At 61.3% G+C, this 16,399-nt stretch carries 7 protein-coding genes; 6 read left to right on the forward strand and 1 reads right to left on the reverse strand.

The features are described from left to right. Positions 1-152: 152 nt before the first annotated feature. Positions 153-1,781 (forward strand): hypothetical protein, encoded by a 1,629-nt coding sequence (locus tag NXI30_20825; protein ID MCR9096675.1) that lies wholly within the window; start codon positions 153-155, stop codon positions 1,779-1,781. 272 nt (positions 1,782-2,053) lie between these two features. On the opposite strand, the gene NXI30_20830 is transcribed toward NXI30_20825, so the two are convergent. After that, a complete protein-coding gene (locus NXI30_20830) occupies positions 2,054-6,049 on the reverse strand; it encodes a TIR domain-containing protein (GenBank protein ID MCR9096676.1) in 3,996 nt (1,331 codons plus the stop codon). A gap of 323 nt (positions 6,050-6,372) precedes the next feature. On the opposite strand from NXI30_20830, the gene ftsA (NXI30_20835) reads away from it, so the two are divergent. From ftsA (NXI30_20835) to NXI30_20855, 5 genes are all read left to right on the forward strand, one after another. Further along, a complete protein-coding gene (ftsA, locus tag NXI30_20835) occupies positions 6,373-7,611 on the forward strand; it encodes a cell division protein FtsA (protein MCR9096677.1) in 1,239 nt (412 codons plus the stop codon). A 719-nt stretch (positions 7,612-8,330) separates the two neighbouring features. Continuing rightward, positions 8,331-10,508 carry a cell division protein FtsA gene (ftsA, locus tag NXI30_20840; GenBank protein ID MCR9096678.1) on the forward strand — a complete coding sequence of 726 codons (2,178 nt, stop codon included), beginning with the start codon at positions 8,331-8,333 and terminating at the stop codon, positions 10,506-10,508. A 610-nt stretch (positions 10,509-11,118) separates the two neighbouring features. Beyond that, a complete protein-coding gene (locus tag NXI30_20845; GenBank protein ID MCR9096679.1) occupies positions 11,119-11,385 on the forward strand; it encodes a transposase in 267 nt (88 codons plus the stop codon). 356 nt (positions 11,386-11,741) lie between these two features. Next, entirely contained in the window at positions 11,742-12,140 is a 399-nt protein-coding gene (locus NXI30_20850; GenBank protein ID MCR9096680.1) for an integrase core domain-containing protein, read from the forward strand. Positions 12,141-12,375: 235 nt separating this feature from the next. Further along, positions 12,376-16,284 carry an NB-ARC domain-containing protein gene (locus NXI30_20855; GenBank protein ID MCR9096681.1) on the forward strand — a complete coding sequence of 1,303 codons (3,909 nt, stop codon included), beginning with the start codon at positions 12,376-12,378 and terminating at the stop codon, positions 16,282-16,284. The last annotated feature ends 115 nt before the right edge of the window (positions 16,285-16,399 follow it).

Consider the following 16,399-nt stretch of genomic DNA (forward strand, 5'->3'; position numbering starts at 1 on the left):
CTTCGAAGCCTTCTCGTGAGCTTCTGCGCTGGGTGCAGTCGCCGGTCTCCCTTCGATGGTTGGCCGCATCTTCGGCATAATGAGTAGGGCTTGCCGTCAGGGGTGCCCGGCTCGTTCGGTCGCCGGCTCCGTCTCATTTCACACGTGGTGCCATGTCCGAGGATTCCATTTCTGTTCCCTACGTCGTCCCGATCTGGCTGGTCGGATTCGCGGGACATCGTCCCTCGAACTCGAAAGGGCGTTCGGGTCAGGAGCTCGAGCAATGCTCGGCCGCGATCCGTACAAAGCTTCGGGAGCTGGCCCAGCAGGCGGAGCGAGCCTGTGGCACGATCGAACTCGTCAGCGGCGCGGCCAGCGGAGCTGACCTCGTCGCGATCGCTGCCGCCGATGATCTAGAGATTCCCGTTCATCTGCTGCTTCCCCTCGACGAGGAATCCTTCTTCCAGGATTTCGCCGATTCGCCGGACGACTTGTCGAAGGCGAAGCGATACATCGAACGTGCACACGATCCTGGTTCGGGCTGGACGATCCGTGTCGCGGATGGGGACCAGAAACGACCCGACTGCTATCACGACGCGAGCCTACAGCTCCTCGAGATCGTGAATGTGCTCGTCGCCGTCCTCAGGCCGGGAGAGGCCGACGGCGACCGGATGGGAGGAACGGCCGAGACGGTTCGGCTCGCGAACGCCGATCACATGGACCTTCCGACCATTCTGATCGATCCTGAGAATGGTGGATCGGTCTACAAAGACGTCGACCTTCCCGTCTCGACCGCTGGCGCGACCTACAGACTTCTCCGAGACATCAATGGTGATTTGAGTAGCTCGGCCGCTCATTCGGGCGGATATGATGGGCAGCGGGGACTCGGGGCGGAAGAATCCGTTTGGCAGATCTTTCGCTCTCTCGACAACGTGGCGAACGCCTCAGGCCAGACATACCGGGGATCTCTTCGGGCTTCTGTCCTCCTCCATTTTTTCGCAACCGCGTGCGCAGCGATCGTCGCTTCGTTCTCAGCTCTCTTCATCGACGCATTGGTCGTCGTTCCCAAGCTCCTCACGACGCTAGAGCTCCTGCTCGTGCTGGCCGCACTGCTTCTCCTGGGGCGCACGCACAGACTTGGTACGAACCCGACGTGGCGACGATCGCGATTCGCAGCTGAGCTCGCAGACGGTCTCATCTGCAGCGCGGCGCTTACCGACCCCCTTCGCCCGCGGATCGCGCGTCATGACAACACGTGGAACCTCTTCGCCGTATCTCTCGCGCTTCGCGCGAACCGGGAGCAGCGTCAGCGCCTCGCGGACCTCGATCATGTCAGACGGATTGGTCGATTGTTCGAGGAGTACGGTAGGAAGCGCTTGGAGTATCAACGCGATCAGTACTTCGGTGAGCAACAGAAATATTCTCTCGTCAGTTTCCAGCGGTGGAGCCTTGTCTCCAGGCTGACCTCAGTTGGCGCGATCGGCGTCATTGCGCTTGCCCTCATGTTGAAGGTCGGCGCACCGACCTTCTCCGCCACCCCGGTCGGGTCCTTCGCAGTGCTCTTCCTGCCGATCCTGCTGCCTCTCGTGGCCGGGCTGGCATCCACGATGATCATCTCACTCGACGCCGGGCGTCGCTCTGCGCGATATGAGGAGGTCCTGCAGCGCCTGGATCATTTTCTCAGCATCCGGGACGGACTGCGTACGGAGTCGTCGATGCGCCTCTTCGTCGAGCGCGCCGAGCACGTACTCGAGGACGAGCTGGTGGAGTGGCACGCGACTGCGTCGTCGGTCAATCACTGATCGAGCGAGCTAGGAACGCTAGAACTTGGATAGCGCGTGTTTGGATGGTCGCTGAAGCGACCGCTCAACCGATCCTCGGCGCTCGTGGAAGAGCATGATTGAGATCGTCTTCGGCGCGATCGGCTGTCCGTCCAGATACATATCTGGATCACCGAGATTGATTCTTCGCAGAGCGGCTTCGGCAGCCGCCACGCCTAAGTCGTGGTTATCCGCCCAGATTGCCCCGTTCAGATCGAAGATCGACTGGCAGGTTTGCGGCGGGACTCCTCCGTTTATCGGCGCTGCGAACCCTCTAAAGCGATCAGCTGAAAGTGAGTAGATCCGGAAACTCCTGCCCAGGTTCGCCCGTCAGGTAGAGCGGCGAAATGGCGACGAGGCGATTCAGCAAACCACGCGATCGGCGTATCATGAAGACGCCGACGGATCACAAGGTCCATATCCTGGGTTGCCGCCACGAACACTCCATGGCTGGGCCTTGACCAGTCCGGGACGATGTCTGTATCACTATCAAACTGTTCGATCGCTTGACCCGATCGGACGTCCCAGACGATCACGGAGTTTTCCAGGTCTCGCGAGATTATGCGGGTACCGTCTGGGCTGATCGATACGTGCATCACGCCGCGTGCGTGGCCTACGAGAACGGACTGTATGCTCCCCGTTCTCGCATCCCAGACACGAACGGTTCGGTCCAGAGAGCCGGAGACGATGAAACATCCGTCCGGGCTGTATGCCACGCATCGGACCGAGTCTTCATGACCCAACAGGGCTGCATATTGATGTCCGCTGTCTGTATCCCATATCCGTACAGATTTGTCGGTCGAGCCCGACGCGGCACGGTCGCCGCGCGGGCTGCCCGCGACGGTCCAGACCTCACCCTGATGCCGGCGGAAGACAACCCGTTCTTCTCCACGACTGATCGTCCAAACACGCGCGGTCTTATCCATGGAGCCCGAGACTATGGTTGTGCCGTCTGGACCAAACGACGCACTTGTGACCTCGTGACTGTGTCCGCGAAGAACTTCATTAGTTCTTCCGGTCCGCGCATCCCAGATTCGAATCGTTCGATCCCGAGACCCAGTTGCGACTCGTGCCCCATCCGGACTGATCGTCATACTTCGCACGGAGTCTTCATGTCCAATGAGCTGCGCGTGCTGACGACCGATCTCAGAGTCCCAAACGCGCGCGGTAGAGTCCGAAGAGCCAGAGGCGAAACGATCACCGTTGCCAATGAACGATACGGAGTTCACGCCTCGCTCATGACCGCGGAAAATGGCCTGGGTCTCTCCTGTGGTCGCATTCCAGGTGCGCACGGTCTTGTCCAGTGAGCCTGAGATGATGCGGGTTCCGTCGGGACTGAACGACGCGCTCATCACGCCGCGATCGTGTCCTCGGAGGCATGCCATCAAGTCTCCGGTCTCGACATCCCACAAGCGAAGGGTGTTATCACGAGATCCCGAGACTATTCGTGCGCTGTCAGGGCTGAACGAGACGCTCGTTACCGAGTCTTCGTGGCCGCGAAGAACTAGCTCGATCCTTCCTGTTTGCGCATTCCAGATGCGCACCGTGCTATCCCACGATCCGGAAGCGATGCGCTTTCCGTCGGAACTCATGGAGACGCTGGTCACGCCGCGATCGTGACCCTTAAGTACAGAACATCGCTCCCCGGTATCGGCGTCCCATACGCATACTGTCTTGTCCCAGGAACCTGATACGACGCGACTGTCATCCGGATTGAAACAAACGCTTGCTACATATCCCTCGTGACCCTCGATTACCGTTCTTGCCGCCTTCGCTTCGACATCCCAGACGCATACCGTGTTGTCCCAAGAGCCAGAAACGACCGCAGATTGATTGTGGCTGAATGAGACACATTCCACTTGTTGATCGTGGCCTTGCAGGACTGCATGCGTGTCTCCTGTCTCAGCGTTCCAGATTCGAACGCTATTGTCGTCGGAGCTCGACGCAATCCGGGAGCCGTCCCTGTCGGCAGAGACACTCGTTACCGACCGTCCGTGTCCGCGGAGGACGGCGAGCTGATCGGTACCCAGATGAACCGATGGCGGGCGCATCGCCCGCAGCCAAATAAATCCGGGAGCTGCGGCCTCTCTTTCTGTCCGCCATCGTTCGAGCAGATTGCTGAGATTCTCCCCAGCGCTTGCCGCAGCAAGCCCCGTACTCGCTTCCGCTTCGTAGTACGACTCGGCTTCAACGCTGTCGTACCACCAGCAGCTGTTCCATAGGCTTTGAAAAAGTCCTTGTGGATAGTCAGCAGCATGCCTTGCTATGAAGTGAACGTCGCGGCCGAGAGCTTTCGAAAGCAGGGTGACGACCCGGTGCGTCCGATGTGACTTCGGGAGAGCCTCTGACGTCCGGCGAAAATCCGCGACAAGCTCGAAGATCTGCCCCGCAGTGGTTCGCCTCTCCAAATACTGGAGGTCAAGCAGGATCGATACCAGACTCTCCCAGTCCCCGGTATTCAGCAGATGCGCCGGAAGATGTCTCAAGGCGTAAGGCGACATTCCGTCCACCCCGGCCATGTACTCCTTCCAACAGGCTGCGGCGAGTTGGATCTCTGCTTCTGTCTCGTCGCACCAGAACTCGCCTGCAGCCTGTCGGTTCACCAACCAGTCACGAATCGATTTGTGGAACAGCTGATAGCAATCGTCATCCGCGTCGCGATTCGCTTCCAGGAAGGCTCTGAGTTCCAAGAGATACTGATTCGCAGTTTCGGCCGACTCGTCAATCACACCGCGAATCGTCGAGAAGGGCAGCGGGGCACGTGCCGCCACAAACGCTCTCAGAAGTGGGCGGATCCTCGTGTTGTAGACCGCGATGTCTGCGTATCGGCGTGCGAAACTCACGGCATAGAAATCCTCGAGCTCGGGCATTAGTTGCCCAAGGTCATCGAGTTCGAGGGTTCCCTGTTCCAACTCGTCGAGTACCAACTTCGCGTACAGAAAGAGTCCGGAGGCCAATTCCTCTACGCGGTTGATGATCAGATCGCGGATCGCTGCCGGTTCGTCGCGTACAGAACCGCTGGCGACACGCGCGCTGATGTAGTCGATAAGGTCCAACTTGTTTTCGTTGCGGCTTGCCATCAGCTCGAGTACGTCGAACGTCCGGAGGCGCTTCACGACCGAGTCTTCTGGCCGCGTCGTGGCGATGATGCGCAACCAAGGTGGAAGGTCAGGGGCCTGTTGCACGATTACGTCCAGTACGGACTCCTGACCTGGCCTTCCCTCGGAAGCTTCGTCTCTTCCTGCGCCCACCCTCGACCATGCGTCTGCTTCGTCGAGGGAGTCGACAATGATGAGAAAAGGAGCTGCGGGCGGAGGCAAAGCAGTGGTCGGTTCTACGATGAGTTGCCTGAACGCGTCTGACGCCGAGGAGCGTCGGCGCTCTGGCTCCCTCACCGCAAGCACCGCATCGTATCCAGGCAATCGGGCGTGAAGCTGCGCTACCAAGGCGGCGACGAACTGCTGGGGATCAAGCGACGCCGTATTCTGTCGAATGCAGAAATGCAGAGCGACGACGTCACTACGGCGGGTCAAAGCTGCCGCGATCGCGCTTTTGCCGAGGCCCGGCGCGGCGACCACGACAAACGCGCGTTTCTTCGAGTTCTCCAGCCATCGATCGATCTCGGATCTCAGCCACACGCGCCCCACGAAATTCTGCGTGAACTTCGCGATCTCTACCGAGAAATCTATCGGTGATACCCCGCCGACCATAGAAAGTAGTGGGGCTTTCAGTGCGTGCTCGTCGCCGTCCAAGAACCGAAGCAGGGCTGATAGACCCGTCTCGTACCTTTCCGAGAAATCGACCCAGTTTCGGCGGGCCAAGAGCAGTGTCGGCTTCACGTTCGAATCGGACTCGATTCGGATTGGCACCACCTGCCTGTTTTCATTGATCGCGTAGACGATCTCGTCTCGGCAAACGCTGTCTTCTTCGACCGAACGCGGTGACATGATCGCCGCCACTACGCGAGACGACTGGATCCCTCGCTCGATTCTTACGTCGAAGTCAGCCCCTGATTCGATGCTCTCCAAGTCGAGCCACACCGATTGGCCGTGTTTCTTCAAGTCCCGCGCCAAGCGCTCCGCGAACCCGCGCGCGTCCTTTCGGCCATAGCTGAGAAAAACCGATTCGCTCTTGCGCGTCCCCGACTCCCCCGATGATGGCTTGGGCTCGCGCGGAAGTTGACCGTGTGTCCCGCAGACCCAGAAATCCCCGATCTGGGTGGCTTGGCGCTGACACCGGGGGCAGATCATCGATCGCGGCCTCCGTTGGTTGACACGCTGCGCGGCGACATGAGGCATCCGGATTGTTCAATGCGTCGTGAACGCATCTGCATCTGAGACACGTAGCCCTCCGGTTGGGGCCCATAATCGATGCGCGAAGTATAGCGCCGGTCCGATCTCGCAAGTGGTGGCGATCCGATATCGGCGGAGCGACTCTGTAGGTCACGGCTCGGAGCGTTCACCTTGCGAACGCGGCATCGGACGCGATAGAGCCTGGGGTCGTCGCTGTCGGAACGGGCTCGAAAGCGTGCGCTTGAGAGTCTGGCGACCCGACGACTACGATTGGAAGCCGAATGAAACGGAAAGACGGAGTCATTGTCGGGATCGACATCGGGACGACAAGGATCTGTGTGGCCGTAGGCGAAGAAACGGAGGCTGGTCTCGACATCATCGGTGTTGGGACTCATCCGAGCCAGGGAGTGCGAAGGGGCGTCGTAGTCGACTCAGACGCGGCCGCCGGATCGATCAAGCAAGCGATTGAGCAAGCCGAAGCGATGTCTGGCTGCGAGATCACGTCAGCATATGCGGGTATCTCCGGAAGTCACATTCAATCATTCAATTCCCACGGGATCGTCGCGGTCAAGGATCGAGAGGTTCGCGATGGAGATGTCAGACGCGTCATCGACGTGGCCAAGGCTACTTCCATTCCGATGGATCGCGAGGTCATTCATGTGATTCCGCAAGAGTTCATCCTCGATGACCAGGATGGGATCCGTGAGCCACTAGGAATGACCGGAGTTCGCCTCGAGGTGAAGGTCCATATCGTTACGGCTCACGTGACCGCAGCGCAGCAGGTAACAGAGTGCTGTAACCGAGCCGGGATCAATGTGGCTGATGTCGTGCTCGGAGCAGGAGCGACCGCATCTTCGGTTCTTTCGGATGACGAACGCGAGCTAGGCGTGTGCATGCTCGACATCGGTGGGGGTACCACCGATATTGCGGTCTTCGGTGGCGGTTCGGTCAAACACACTTCGGTTCTGGACATGGGCGCTTGCGATTTCTCGGAAGACATCGCAGCCAATCTAGGAACGTCATTCGAGGTCACGGATCGCTGCAAGGAGGAGTCGAGCTTCGTGTCGGTAGTCGACTCCGCGGACGTCGCTGACCTCACGGAGTCGAGCGTAGGTGGAGATGAGGAACGTGAAGTCGCCCGCCATGCGATGCGCCAGACGATTGATGCTCGTGCAGGGCAGGTCTTGACGGAGGCGCTGTCGAGGCTGTCTGAGGACGGCTTCGACGATCGAAATTTGTGCGGGGTTGTACTTACTGGTGGTGGGGCAGAGCTCGCAGGGCTTCTGGAGAGAGCCGAGAAGGAGTTCGGGCTTCCGACGCGAATCGGATCAGTGATCAAGGTATCTAGCTCCGGAAACCTCGAGCTGGATCCGACATGGGCAACGGCGGTTGGACTCGCGCTGTTTGGTACGTGGCAACAGCGAACGAGTCGCTCAAGCCGTTTCCGAATTCGGGATGAATCGATCTTTGGGCGAGTGAAGCAGCGGATGCGCGACTGGTTTTTCGCCGAGTTTGACTGATCGAGAGTGGGTACGCAGCGCCGCGGTCGAATCAGATTCGTCGACTCTTGCGAGCCCTCGACAGTGTGCGATTAGTTGGCCGAACTCAGGGAATGGAAGATTCAGTTTGCCGGACGAGATGCCGATTATGCGTCTCGGCTTGCATCTCCCGAATGGGATCGTCTGGCTCAGCCGGGATTGGGCGTTCAAGGTGTCTTTTCGGTACAGCCGGTATCTGCTATCTGCGAATCCGATAGCGAGCGACCTGCCGCGCAGAGAGTGCACTTCTCTGGGCGCGCTTCAGTAGGCCCTCCGCTTCCGCATGTTCGGCGGGCTCGACCGGGTAGGACGCGAAGTCGTTCAGGGCGGAGGCGAGCCTGGTTGGCGGGGCCTTCGTTGGGAATTCGGGGGTACGCCGGTCCGGCCGGGCGGCTCCCTATAGGTTGCATCCGCACGCAGGTGCTCCACAAGGTTGTCGCGTCAGACCGCGATTCTCAGTTGCGTCCGGCCGTGCTGCCGGGAGGATTCGAGTCCGAGGCCCCGGTTGGGAAGGCTCGGCTCCTTCCGGTTGAATCCCCCGTCATCGACGAGCCAATCGGGTCCGCGCCGATCGAGCGGCTGAAAGCAGATTGCCCGCAGGGGGCGGGAGATCCCCGACCACTGTACCTTTCGACTGATACGGCGGCGTGCAACTCGTGCCGATGGGTCGCGTCGCGAATTTGCGGGTACCCGTACGCATCATGGAACCTCTCTTCGTTGCATGGGATTTCGAGGCTCGTGGCGTTCGGGACTATCTCGACGCCTTCTACCGGCTGAGAGATTCGTACGAGCTCGACCCGATGATTCCCAGCGTTGGAGGTGTCGCTCCGGGGCTGATCTGGGAGGAGTCGATCCAAGCCAACATCCGGTCCGCTCGCTTCTTCGCGGCGTTTCTCGACCTGCCGAATGTGAATACTGCCATGGAGCTGGGGTTCGCATTGTCCGCCCCCGGCGATCGTCGTGTTCTCCAGACGTATCGCGGCGCGACACGACCGGAATGGCTCTCGAGCCGTCCCTTCAGTCTATACGCGCAGGAGCGGGCGCCCGACGTACCGTTCAGCGCGCGCGACGGTTCGGGCTTCGATCGACTCATCATCGAGCGAAGCGCGCCGCCTCCCCCTTCCGGACGGCGCGGAATACCCAACCGGACTATCCTTCTCTGTCCTCGGGAAACCGGAGGGGATCGTGTTGCGCTCGTTGCGCACGCAGCGATCGACGAGCTCGAGATCGTCGATTCGTCAGACCTCGATCATGCGGCGCTCGTACACCTTCTGCGTTCCGCGGATAGCGTGATCTGGGCAATTCCGCCGGCGCTGGACCACGAGCGGGACGGCGCGGCCAACGCTGGCATGGCCTTCATTGCGGGCTATGCCCTCGGATTGGGACTCGACCTGCGGGTGCTTGTTCCCTCGCAGGGTGTCCGACCGATCGCGGACGTGGAGAGCTTCAGAGGGGCCAGGCACGAGGATCTCGGCCAGTTCCTCGACTTCGTCGTTCAGTGGGCCGAGGAGTTTCGCGACGAGCGGAGAGTCGCTCGTGTCTCGTCGACGAATCCGGACGAAAGCTACTCGGACCCCGCCTCGCTGACGAACGCGCCCTTGCCGATTGCGCAAATTCGCCCCCGACGATCGACTTCCTCGCGGCGGGCCCTGGGCACTGTCGCAGCGGGACTGGACATCGGGACCAGCAAAATCTGCGTGGTCGCCGTCGATGGTGAGTGCGAGGGTGACGTCGCGAGCGTAGTCGGGGTCGGGACGCATCCCTCTCGGGGACTCCGGAAGGGAGTAGTCGTCGACATCGAGGCGACGATCGAGTCCGTTCGCGCAGCGGTCGAAGAGGCCGAGTTGATGGCCGACTGCGAGATTCGCGAAGTCTGCGTCGGAATCGCTGGGGGGCACATCCGTGCAATCAACTCCCGAGGATCGGCGCCGATCCGGACCGGCGAAGTGACTGAGCGCGACGTCCAGAGCGTCTTCGAGGCAGCCAAGGCGGTCGCCGTCCCGCTGGATCGTGAGATATTGCTCGCCCTTCCGCAGGAGTATCTCGTCGACGGGGAGTCGGTTCGGGGCAACCCGGTCGGCAAACTGGGGGAGGGATTGGAAGTTCGTCTTCATATCGTTTCGGGAGCCGTGACGGCAGCAACCAACCTCGTGAAGATCGCAAACAAGGCCGGTCTCGACGTCTCAGACATCGTGCTGGACCCGATGGCGTCCTCCGCCGCGGCGTTGACCGAGAACGAGCGGGATCTAGGCGTATGTCTGATCGACATCGGCGGCGGGACCGCGGACATCGCACGCTTCTCCCGTGGGGCGATCGAACATTCTGCCGTTCTCGGCATGGGCGGATATCAGATGTCGAATGACATTGCGGTCGGTCTTCGTACTCCGTTCGATGAAGCAGAGCGGATCAAGAAGAGGTTCGGCTCCGCCTCCGCGCGGCATGTCGAGGGTGAAGACGTCATTCGCCTGGCATCAGTCGGAGGACGTCCGCCGCGTGAGATCTCACGAAGAATACTCTGCGAGATCATTGAATCTCGTGTCGAAGAGATCCTCGGACTGTGCCGGAGCGAGATTCTCATGGATCGACTCCAGGACGACCTGGGCGCCGGCATCGTGCTCACCGGAGGGGCCTCGAAGCTCCCAGGAATTGGGGACTTCGCGGGCAAGCTCTTCGAGGCGCCCGTTCGGATCGGATCGCCGTGCAACGTCGGTGGACTCACCGACGTCGTGAACGGTCCCATGTACTCGACGGGTGTTGGACTCGCGTTGCATGCCCGATCGCTGCGTCCGTACCGACCGCGATTTCCCGTTCGGGGCAATTGGTCGTTCAGTCGAGTGCTCGATCGAATGCGTGATTGGTACAACCAGGAGTTTGACTGATTCATGTCGCTCGAGCGCGAGTCGGAGAAGCGCCGCATGACCACAGGAGCCGAATTAGGCATTCGCGACATGTAGAAGCGACGAGACTTCAGTCGTTCCGGTACGGTGCCAAGACTCGATCGACGCCTACGCTGCTATCGCGTAGTAGCGAAGTATTCCGCCGAGACTTTCACGCCACTCGACCGGACTGCTACGGGCAAGATCATCGTCGCGCCGGTCGATCAGTCGGTTGCCGATCCCCTTGTGGTTCCGCTTTCGGTGATAGCGCTCGACGTACTCGCTGACGACTCGGCGAAGGATCGCGTTCCCCGATCGGAATCACCTGGGCGACGCACTCGGACTTCGCCGATCGAACGAACCGCCCTGCGTATGCGTTCAGATTGGGGCTTTGGACAGGGAGCTCCACGGGATCGATGCCTGCGCGTCTCGGAGATTCAGCGAACGCGCGAGTGAACAGCGGGTCGCGACCGTGGATCAAGTATCGGCAATCCAACAGAAAGCCGTCTTCGCGATCGACCAGATTCCGGGTGATTCGCTGCATCTGACATGCCCCCGGAGAACTGAGGCGTTTTGAATTCCAATCCGCCGATGGATACGATTGGCGGACTGGATGAAGCGCAGCAGATTCAGTGAAGAGCAGATCGTCGACGCGTTGAAGCGGGTCGAGAACGGCCGAGGGATACCAGAACTCGTTCGAGAGCTCGGGATCACGGAGACGACCTTCTGCCGATGGCGCCGGAAGTACGGCGGCATGGAGGTCTCGGACCCGCGGCGGCTGAAGGAGCTCGAGGAAGAGAACCGGAAGCGCAAGCTGATGGTGGCCGACCAAGCGCTCGGCATCGTCGCGCTCAAAGACTTCGTCTCGAAGAAATGGTGAAGCCGAAGGCCGAGAGAGCGGCGGTTCACCGTGCGCAGGAGGCCCACGGTCTCAGCGAACGCCGTGCCTGGCGACTGGTCGGGATCGGATGTCGGAGCTTGAACTACCAGGCTCGTCCGGATCGCGACGGGGAACTCCGCGAGCGGCTGCAAGAGCTGGCGTCGAAGTGGCGTCGGTTCGGCTATCGCGGCCTGCGTCGTCTCTTTAGGTGAGAGGGCTGGGAGATCAACCAGAAGCGCGCCTACCGGGTCTATCGCGAGATTGGGCTACAGGTGCGTCGACGGAAGCGGAGGCGTCTCAAGCGGGCTCCGCGCGGCCCCATGCCGCTGCCCTCGTCTCGCAACGAGGTCTGGGCGATGGACTTCGTCCACGACGCCCTGGTCGACGGCCGCAGGATCCGCGCGCTTACGATCGTCGATCTCTGCACGAGAGAGGCGCCGTGGATCGAGTTCTCGACCTCGATCCCGGGGGACCGAGTCGTTCGCATGCTCGCGCGGCTCGGGGAAGTCCATGGACTTCCCCGGCGGATCACATGCGACAACGGTCCCGAGTTCGTGAACCTTGCGCTCACGACCTGGGCAGAGGATCGTGGGATCGATCTTGACTACATCGAGCCCGGGGAGCCAGCGCAAATCGCCTTTGCCGAGAGCTTCTACGGGACGCTCCGAGGCGAATGCCTGAACGAGCACGGGTTCACGAGTCTTCGCGCTGCCCGGCGGAAGTTCGAGGCATGGCGGAGGCGTAAGAACGAGTAACGACCTCACGGCTCATTGGGCGAGCTGACGCCGAGGGAGTTCGCAGCAGGGCTGGCATAGCGACTGCCCCAGTTGATAGGGGCACGTCAGAACGAGCACGCGATTGGGCACGAAGTCAGAGCGGACCGCCTCAGCCAGCACCGCGAGCATGTAGACTGTCGAGCGCAAGCGGGCCCAGATGTCCTCTCAAACTCCGCGGGGGGCGTCTCGAGTCAACCCGTCGACGAGTGAACGCATGGCGATTCGCAGGATCTTCCTCTCATACTCACGCGACGATGACGAACCATTCGTTCGGCGACTATTCGACGATCTCACTGATGCAGGATTCGACGTCTGGTTCGACCGCGAGTCCATCGAATCGCGAGCGCTGAGCTTCTACCAGGAAATCCAGGACGCGATCTCGCGATGTGACCGTCTGCTCCTGGTGCTCGGTCCGAACGCCGTGAAATCGGACTACGTCAACCAGGAGTGGCGATTCGCACTCGAGACCGGCACATGCGTGAACCCGATCCTGCGCGCCGGTCGACCCGACAGCAACGACGACGCCTACGTTCTCGTCCCTGAAGAACTCTTTTTTCTCCACGTGGAAGACTTTCGAAGCGACGCCGACTACGCAGTCGCGCTGCGTAGTCTGACTCGGCAGCTGTCGGAGCCGTTGCCAGACATCGGAAAGCTGGTCGCCGTTCCGACACTGCCCGGCACGGTCGTCCGCAATCGCGAGCGTTTGACGGAACTTCGCGATCACCTCCTCCTTGCAGTCAGAACGCCGACGGTCGAAAGCGGAGAAGAGATGCGCATCAGCATCCACGGGATGGGTGGTATCGGGAAGAGTGTGCTGGCAAACTCTCTTGCGAGAGACCACGAGGTCAGACTTGCTTTCCCCGACGGAGTGTATTGGATTCCGGTTGGCCGGAGCCCGAGACTCCTTGACCTCCAGCGCCAGCTGATCGTCGCGCTGGGAGACGACACCGCCGTCGACGACATTCCCTCCGCGCTCCAGCGGCTCCGCGAACTCATCTCGGATCGGAGACTGCTCTTGATCCTGGACGACGTCTGGGAGCGTGCGCACGCAGAGGCATTCGACATCGTCGCTCCGCGCTCCAGGCTTCTGCTGACGACGCGGGATGCAGGTTTTTCCGCCGCATTCGCGGGGAAGTCGTACGCCGTTCAGTCCCCCAGCCAGGAGGAAGCGGTCTCGATTCTTGCGAGATCGTCCGAACAGTCTGCCGGGCAACTGCCCGAGGCGGCGCGCGACGTCGCGGAGGCCTGCGGAAGGTTGCCTCTCGCTTTGTCTCTCTGTGGCGGCATGGCGAGAAAGGGCGCGCCGTGGGATCGGATCCTTCGACTCCTGAGAGATGCGCGCCTCGAGCTCGTCAGGGACCGGCATCGAGTTCAGGCGTCGCATCAGAATCTCTGGAATGTGATCGAAGTCAGTGTCCGTGAGCTCGAGGCCGATGAACAGGACCGCCTCGCCGAACTCGCCACTTTTCTTGGTAACCAAGGGACGCCCGAGGCGGCCGTCGCAACCTTGTGGTCCCACAGCGGCGAGCTCGACGAACTCTCGACCGGGGACCTGCTGGACGAACTGCGGGACCGCTCTCTCGTGCGGCTCGACCTTCCGGTGTCGGTCGAGGATGAACGACTCGGCCGAGTGGTGTTCGTCCACGATCTCGTCTTTAATTTCTCGAGCCGGAAACTCACGGATAGACTCGGCGAGCATCGTTCTCCGGATGATTCGCTGCTCGAAGCGTATCGATCGAACTGCCCGAACGGTTGGAGCTCGGGCCCGAACGATGGCTACTACTTCGAGAATCTTCCGCGCCATCTTCATCTGTCGGGTCGGGGCGAGGAACTGGGCGACGTCCTGCTCGACATGGACTTCGTGGAGGCCAAGCTCTCCGCAACGGGCGTCTGGCCCTTGACGCAAGACTACGATCTCGCACTCGGGGGATCGGAGGGCGAGAGGGGCCGTGAACTCCGGGTGTTGCAGCGAGTTCTCGAGTTCTCCTCCCAAGCACTCACCGAGGATCCCGCCTTTCTGCGCGGCCAGATCATCGGGCGCGCACTCCGAATGGAGAGCCCGGTACATTCGCGACTGATCGAACGTACGACTGCGATGCGCGGCGCACCCTGGCTTCGACCCGTCCTCCCGGCGCTGCACTCACCCGAGGATGGCGCTCGGCGTGTCTTCTCCGGTCATAGCGGAGACGTAAGGTGCGTCGCGATGAATCGGGACGCGACACGCTTCGTCTCCGGAGGTGGAAGGCTCGGCGACGGCTGGATCTGGCAATGGGATCTGGACTCCGGACTGGGCGAACCGGTCTGCCGCCAGTTCGGAGGCGTACGGTCGATTGCGTTGACCCCGGACGGATCGACCGCGATGTGGACATCCGGACAAAGCGAGGATCTGGCGATCATCGTCTGGAATCTCGACGCGAAATCGCTCGTTCGGCGGATGATTGGTCACGAGAAAGGGATCGAGGCTCTGGTCGTTTCACCAGACGCCGAGCGCGTCGCCTCGGGTTCGTGGGACGAGACGATTCGTATATGGGATCTGAGGTCGGGAGAACTGATCGCCACACTCTCCGCACACGGAGGCCCGGTCACGTCCCTCTCCATGAGCGCGGACGGGAGGTGGCTCGCTTCGGGCTCGCACGACAAGACCGTCAAGATCTGGTCCATGGACACCCTCTCGGTCGTGGCCTCGATCGGCCAAGAGAGCAGGGCCTCCAGCGTCCAGATCTCGCCGGCGGGTGACAAGATCCTCGTGGGAGGGGCGAACGGGACGATTCGAGTCTCTCGAATCGAAACGGGAGAGATCTGCGACGAGCTGATGGGCCACACCCGAGAGGTCACTTCGATCGCGGTCGACGCCTCGGGTCGACTTGCGGTCTCGGGTTCGCGGGACGAGACCATTCGGGTGTGGGATCTCGATCAGGGCGCAACGACCCACACGATACGAGAAGGCTACGGCGTCAATGCGATCGCGCTCGACCCGAACGGCCAGTTCGTGCTGAGCGCATCACAGTCCCGGGTCATTCGGATGTGGGATCTCCCCGATGATTCGAGGGGGCGGACCGATGTCGGCGTGGGCGACTCACGGGTCGGCTGCGTTGCCGTGACCCGAGATGGCTCGACTGTGTTGTCGGGGTCGGATGACGGTCGTGTCACGATCGTGCACACGAACGACGGTTCGCGACGGAGGCAACTCGATGCGCATTCGCACGGTGTCGGCTCGGTCGCAGCGACTCTCGACGGCCGGCGAGTCCTCTCGGGCGCGTCGAAACGCTCCGTCCATGCGAGGATCGTCGAGAAACACGAGACCGACCCGGTTAGGATTTGGGACCTGGAATCGGGCGAACTGCTCTCGGAAGTACCACTCGCAAGAGTCGACTTCGGCGTCGAGGCCATCCTTCCGACAGCGGACGGCCGGCGGGCTGTGGTTCAAACGAGCGGCGGACGCCTGATCCTCCTGGATTTGGAGCCGGGCACGATTCGCTCTCAAACCGAGATGTTCTCGAGCGGGATGATGTGTGTCGCGGCGAGCGACGACGGGAACGTGGCCGTTGCCGGATATGGGCATGGCTCACTGAAGGTGTTCGATCTGAACCAGGGCGCGGAGATCTGGTCCGGGTTCGCGCACGAGTACGGCGTTCGCGCCGTGGCGATTTCGAGCGATGGCTGCCGAGCGGTCTCGGCCGGAGGAGACGACACGATTCTCGTGTGGAATCTACATCGCGATGCGCCCTATGCCTTTGCAGAACGTGCTGCCACGCTCACTGGCCACACCGATACGATCTGGTCGCTCGAAATGATCGACGAAGACCGACGCGCTTTGTCTTCCTCGACGGATGGCACGCTTCGGATCTGGGATCTCGATCGGTACGAGCAAGATGCGATTCTCGAGGGAAGCCGCTCGTGGTCTTCGGGTTGGCCGATGCACTGCGTTGCCCCGGAAGTTCGAGCCGCCGCCTCGTTCGGCGACAGGACGATTCACCTCTGGGACTTGGAGCGCGCGGCACACGTGGCGGCCTTTCGAACGGATACCGATATTGGATCGATCGAGATCGATGCAAACGGCCGAACCATCGTGGCCGCGGGACGGGACGGGACGCTGATCGTTCTCGCGGTCGAAGACGCTTAGCCATCGTCCGGGTGCCCGCTGAAGCAGTCGGCTCGTGTCGCGTGCGACACGACTTTGGCGTGACGGGCTGTGTGTTCGGGAGACCCTCCGGGGATCGATCCGGCTAGATTGCGAG

The sequence above is a fragment of the bacterium genome (genome assembly GCA_024742285.1).
GTDB lineage: Bacteria > Myxococcota_A > UBA9160 > UBA9160 > UBA4427 > UBA4427.

What these genes read in the sequence shown, in the direction of transcription:
- NXI30_20825 (MCR9096675.1), top strand. Translation starts at nt 153, where the DNA reads ATGTCCGAGGATTCCATTTCTGTTCCCTACGTCGTCCCGATCTGGCTG.
- NXI30_20830 (MCR9096676.1), bottom strand. Translation starts at nt 6,049, where the DNA reads ATGATCTGCCCCCGGTGTCAGCGCCAAGCCACCCAGATCGGGGATTTC.
- ftsA (MCR9096677.1), top strand. Translation starts at nt 6,373, where the DNA reads ATGAAACGGAAAGACGGAGTCATTGTCGGGATCGACATCGGGACGACA.
- ftsA (MCR9096678.1), top strand. Translation starts at nt 8,331, where the DNA reads ATGGAACCTCTCTTCGTTGCATGGGATTTCGAGGCTCGTGGCGTTCGG.
- NXI30_20845 (MCR9096679.1), top strand. Translation starts at nt 11,119, where the DNA reads ATGAAGCGCAGCAGATTCAGTGAAGAGCAGATCGTCGACGCGTTGAAG.
- NXI30_20850 (MCR9096680.1), top strand. Translation starts at nt 11,742, where the DNA reads ATGGACTTCGTCCACGACGCCCTGGTCGACGGCCGCAGGATCCGCGCG.
- NXI30_20855 (MCR9096681.1), top strand. Translation starts at nt 12,376, where the DNA reads ATGGCGATTCGCAGGATCTTCCTCTCATACTCACGCGACGATGACGAA.